Here is a 4,258-nt window from a genome sequence, read left to right on the forward strand (position 1 = left end):
CCTCGGTCGACGGCATGACGGCCGACTTCTACCATTACGACATGGCATTCCTGGGAGCAGCCGCCACCCGCATCATCAACGAGGTACGCGGCATCAACCGCGTCGTCTACGACGTGACGAGCAAACCGCCAGGCACAATTGAGTGGGAGTGACGGATACAAATGGCGGCAATAGCGTAGTTTGAAGTAGTTACGACAAGTCTTCGTGGCACTCTTGAGCGACCTCCAATGACTCAGGATATTCCTCGTGTGATTTGATGGCGCTTTCTCGAAAAGTAAAGAGAGGTGTGGTCGGCGGAGTATATTGGCGTGCTGGAGCGTACAATTCGGCGGTTCGCTGGAGATCGGCGCAGCTGGCGTCGCAATCGGAAAATGAACGCAATCCTAGCCAGCGCAGCACGACAACTTGGCGACGTCCTTGGCAAAGCCGAGTGCCGCGAGCTTCAAGCCCTCGACAGTGGTTAAATACGGAAAGATCGCATCGGCGAGATCCTCGACATTGAGGCCTTGCCGGATCGCCAGCGCCGCGGTCTGGATACTGTCGGCTCCTTCCGGCGCGAGAATATGCGCGCCGAGCAACCGGCCACTGCTGGCATCGGCCACGAGCTTGATGAGCCCACGGGTGTCGCGAGCGGCGAGTGCGCGCGGCACCCGCTCGAGACCGATCGTCGAGACACGGACGGCATGTCCGGCGGCACGGGCCGCGGCCTCGGTGAGGCCCACGCTCGCCACTTGCGGGTCGGTGAAAACGATGGCAGGCATGGCGCTGTTGTCGTAGCGCAGGCTGTCGCCGTTGAGCGCATTCTTGGCAGCAAGCTTGGCACCATAGGCGGCCATGTAGACGAACTGGTCGCGGCCGGTGACATCGCCGGCAGCATAGATGCCGGCCCCGGAGGTGCGCATGCGGTCATCAACGACAATGCCGCCTTTCGGTGAGAGCACGATGCCGTGCTCGGCGAGCCCAAGGTCTTCGATGTTGGGCGTGCGACCGGTAGTGATCAGCACCTGATCGGCGTCGATCGTCGTATCGTGGCAGTCGATGGAAACGTCGAGCACAATGCCGTTCTCGGTCCCGCGGATAGCACGGTAGGCGATGCCAGAGACCACGGTGATCCCTTCGTCCTCGAAATACCCCGTCAGGGCCGCGCCGATCTCGGGCTCGGCCTCGGGGAGCAGCCGAGACCGGCAAACGAGCGTCACCTTGACGCCGGCGCGGGCGAACATCTGGGCGAGTTCCGCCCCGATGTAGCCGCCTCCGATGACGAGCAACGATCGTGGTAGCTCCTCAAGATCGAGCGCGGTCGTACTGGTCAGATAGGGCACGTCCTCAATGCCAGGGATGGCGGGAACAGCCGGCCGCGCGCCGGTCGCGATAATGATCTTGCCGGCGGGAATGCGCGCGCCGTTCACCTCGACACCACCTTCCACGAGACGCGCCGCGCCCTCATGATAGGCGATGCCGTTATAGGCCGGCAGCAGATCCACGTACTTGGCTTGGCGCAGTTCGGAAACGAGTGCGTCCTTCTGACGGATGGTTCCGCGCCAGTCCGTCAGCTCGGCCTCGGCGGTGATGCCGGCAAAACGCGCTGCCACGCAAGCATTGTGCAGCGTCTCGGCGGCGCGGATCAGCGTCTTCGACGGTACGCATCCGATATTGACGCAGGTGCCGCCGATGGTGCCGCTGCCGATGAGGGCCACCCGTGCGCCCTGATCGGCAGCTGTGATGGAGGCCGAGAAGCCGGCCGAACCGGCACCGATCACCGCAAGATCGTAGGCGCCACCATTGCGACCGTTCGTGCGAAAGCGACAGTCCGCGACTGCGGCCGTCTTCGATGTCGAGCCGACCGAGGATTCTGCCGCGGTATCGAGGCCAGCAAGGCTGGGCCCGAAAAGAGCCCGGCCAGCCTCCAGCGCTTGCTCGATCGACAGCCGGAATCCGGGCTCGTCCGTGGAGCGCTCGCCGCGCCAGGCAGAGAGGTGGTCGTCCGAACAGAAGAAGGCGGTCGTCGCACATAGCGAGCTGGCGGCGCACGCGCCTTCATAGCGGACGCTATGCCACATGACGGCCGATCGCGGCTCGATCTCGGCCAGCCCCCGCCCTTGGTTCCGCGTGGCGATCCGGATCGGTGCACCGCAATGGCGGCAGCGCGAAGCTATCGCGATGTCGCGATCGGTCATGGCGCCGATGCCGAGCGCGTCGACAGCGCACATTGCGTTGAGAACACGCCCGTCCAGTGTGACGTGGTGCCCCGTGTCTCGGTCCGTGAAGGGATAGGCGCCGACGATCCGCTCACAGTCGAGGACGACCAGGTCGCGACCGCGGAGCTCTTCGAGCAGAGGCCGGATGGCCGTCCCGCTCAACCCCGCGCGCTCCGCGAGCGCGCCTGCAGTCGGGGCTCGTCCGTTTTCGGCGTAGAGTTGGAGCAGTGCGACGCGAACGCGGTCCGTGGCGGGATCGTAGCCGCTCCAGCGATCGAACACATGGTCGGAGCCGACCATGGCCTGCAGCGCATCTTGGACCGCCGGCGATGTGACCACGGACCAGTCCGGAAACGTCACGCCGGGTCGCACGGTGTAGCTGGGCAGCGTCGCGGACGCCGAAGCTGCAAGCTTGTCCCGTGATGAGGAGGATGCGCAGCAATCATTCATGGTTTCACGCCTTCCTTATGAATCCTCGTCTCGCAGCCCGCCGCTTTTGCCCGGCAATGGTGGAAGCCTCACGCGACGAGACCGAGGCCCGCGACGATCAGGGAAACACCACCGGACCCGCACCCGCCAGCCATGCACTGAGGCTGGCCAGGGGCAGGCCCACGGCGAGGAGTGGCGCCGCGCAGCAAATCGCTGCGAGAATGGCGCCAACCACGCCTGCGCGGACCAAGGCTCGGTCACGCATCTCAACTGCCCTGCTGCACCGGATGAGCCGGATAGCCGGCATTCATGCTGGCGGTCGCAATGGCGTTCGGGTTCGTCTTCGTGTCATCGAACGTCACGGTCGCGGTCTTGGCTTGGAACGAGACGGCCACCTTCGCAACGCCGGGGACCGCCGCCATCGAGCTCTTCACGATGTAGGGGCACGAGGCGCAGGTCATGTTGTCGACAGCGAATGTGACGGTCCGCTCACCGGCGAAGGCGGCTGGAGCCACCATCACCGAGCTGATCATTGCGAGCGTGTTCAAATACTTGTTCACGGGACGGGGCTGCTCTTGGTATTAGGCGCGAAGCAGCAGTGGGGCGACATAGTCGAAGGCGAAGGCGGCGATCACCAGCACGGTCGCGATCCAGAGCGCGAGCTGCACGAGGCGGTTGGGGATTGGGCGCGCGCAAGCGGCGTCATCGGCGCAGGCTCGCCTGGGCTTCCAGTAGACGAGGTAGAAGCCGCATCCGAGAAGGCTTGCCGTGCCGGCGACGAAGAATGGCTTGTAAGGCGCGAGCGCCGTCAGATTGCCGATCCAGGCCCCGCCGATGCCAAGGCTGAACAGAAGCAGCGGCACGATGCAGCAGGAGGAAGCGGCAAGCGCGCCGAGAATGCCGCCAAGGGCGATCAGGCGTTGCCGTCCGACCTCGCCCCGCTCGGACGCGGCGAGAACTGTCGTAGCGGCCGCCGTGTCTGCCGTTCCCGGTCGCGATGCGAGCATATCAGGCCTCTCTTTCCTTGCCGAAATGCCAAGTCTGTCGTAACATGCAGTCTGTAGTCACTACAGGGTCAAGAGAGATTTTGCGATGCGCGATCACACCGTGGTGAAGGGCCTGCAGCGGGCCGAGCTCGCCCAGCGAACGGGATGCAACCTGGAGACCGTGCGCTACTACGAGAAGGTCGGCCTTCTGCCCGAGCCGCCGCGTACGACGAGCGGCTATCGCAGCTACGACACCATGCACGAGCGGCGCCTTTGCTTCGTGCTACGCGCGCGAGAGCTAGGCTTTTCCCTCGATGAAATCCGCGAACTGCTGCGCCTCGTGGATGAACGCGATCGGCCTTGCGGCGAGGCAAGAGATGTGGCCGCCGCCCATCTTAAGGACGTGCGGACGAAAATCGCTGACCTCAAACGGATGGAGCGCATGCTGAAGGAGGTGGTCGCGCAATGCGCTGACGGCACGTTGCCGGAGTGCCCGCTGATCGAGACGCTGTTCCAGGAGCGAACTACCGCATAAGTGCGTCCGAAGGCGACTGGACGATGCGCGCCTACCGCGAGCACGCGGTCGAGACGATCCGCAAACAGGTCGGCAAGGGCAAGGTGATCTGCGCGCTGTCGGGCGGCGTC

The 4,258-nt window shown here is 64.6% G+C and carries 5 protein-coding genes; 2 read left to right on the forward strand and 3 right to left on the reverse strand.

Features of this window, described 5'->3' with window-relative positions:
* On the forward strand, positions 1-152 hold a 152-nt coding region (locus NKI17_RS36545; RefSeq protein WP_502700367.1), incomplete at its 5' end, for a GMP synthase (glutamine-hydrolyzing).
* A gap of 231 nt (positions 153-383) precedes the next feature.
* Here NKI17_RS36545 and merBA read toward each other — a convergent pair.
* The 3 genes from merBA to NKI17_RS36560 all read right to left on the reverse strand — a co-directional run bounded on the left by merBA (position 384) and on the right by NKI17_RS36560 (position 3,634).
* Positions 384-2,648, reverse strand: coding sequence for a bifunctional organomercurial lyase/mercury(II) reductase MerBA (merBA, locus tag NKI17_RS36550; protein ID WP_352784891.1), 2,265 nt, complete (start codon positions 2,646-2,648; stop codon positions 384-386).
* A 245-nt stretch (positions 2,649-2,893) separates the two neighbouring features.
* Complete coding sequence (locus NKI17_RS36555; protein WP_352623141.1) at positions 2,894-3,187, reverse strand: cation transporter; 294 nt, start codon at positions 3,185-3,187, stop codon at positions 2,894-2,896.
* Positions 3,188-3,208: 21 nt separating this feature from the next.
* Positions 3,209-3,634, reverse strand: coding sequence for a mercuric transporter MerT family protein (locus tag NKI17_RS36560; protein ID WP_352798680.1), 426 nt, complete (start codon positions 3,632-3,634; stop codon positions 3,209-3,211).
* 85 nt (positions 3,635-3,719) lie between these two features.
* On the opposite strand from NKI17_RS36560, the gene NKI17_RS36565 reads away from it, so the two are divergent.
* A complete protein-coding gene (locus NKI17_RS36565) occupies positions 3,720-4,148 on the forward strand; it encodes a MerR family transcriptional regulator (protein WP_352593727.1) in 429 nt (142 codons plus the stop codon).
* Positions 4,149-4,258 lie beyond the last annotated feature (110 nt).

Source organism: Mesorhizobium sp. M0816, from assembly GCF_040320005.1.
Classification (GTDB): Bacteria; Pseudomonadota; Alphaproteobacteria; order Rhizobiales; family Rhizobiaceae; genus Mesorhizobium.

Coding starts and splice junctions, on each gene's coding strand:
- NKI17_RS36565 (WP_352593727.1), top strand. CDS start 3,720: ATGCGCGATCACACCGTGGTGAAGGGCCTGCAGCGGGCCGAGCTCGCC.
- NKI17_RS36560 (WP_352798680.1), bottom strand. CDS start 3,634: ATGCTCGCATCGCGACCGGGAACGGCAGACACGGCGGCCGCTACGACA.
- merBA (WP_352784891.1), bottom strand. CDS start 2,648: ATGAATGATTGCTGCGCATCCTCCTCATCACGGGACAAGCTTGCAGCT.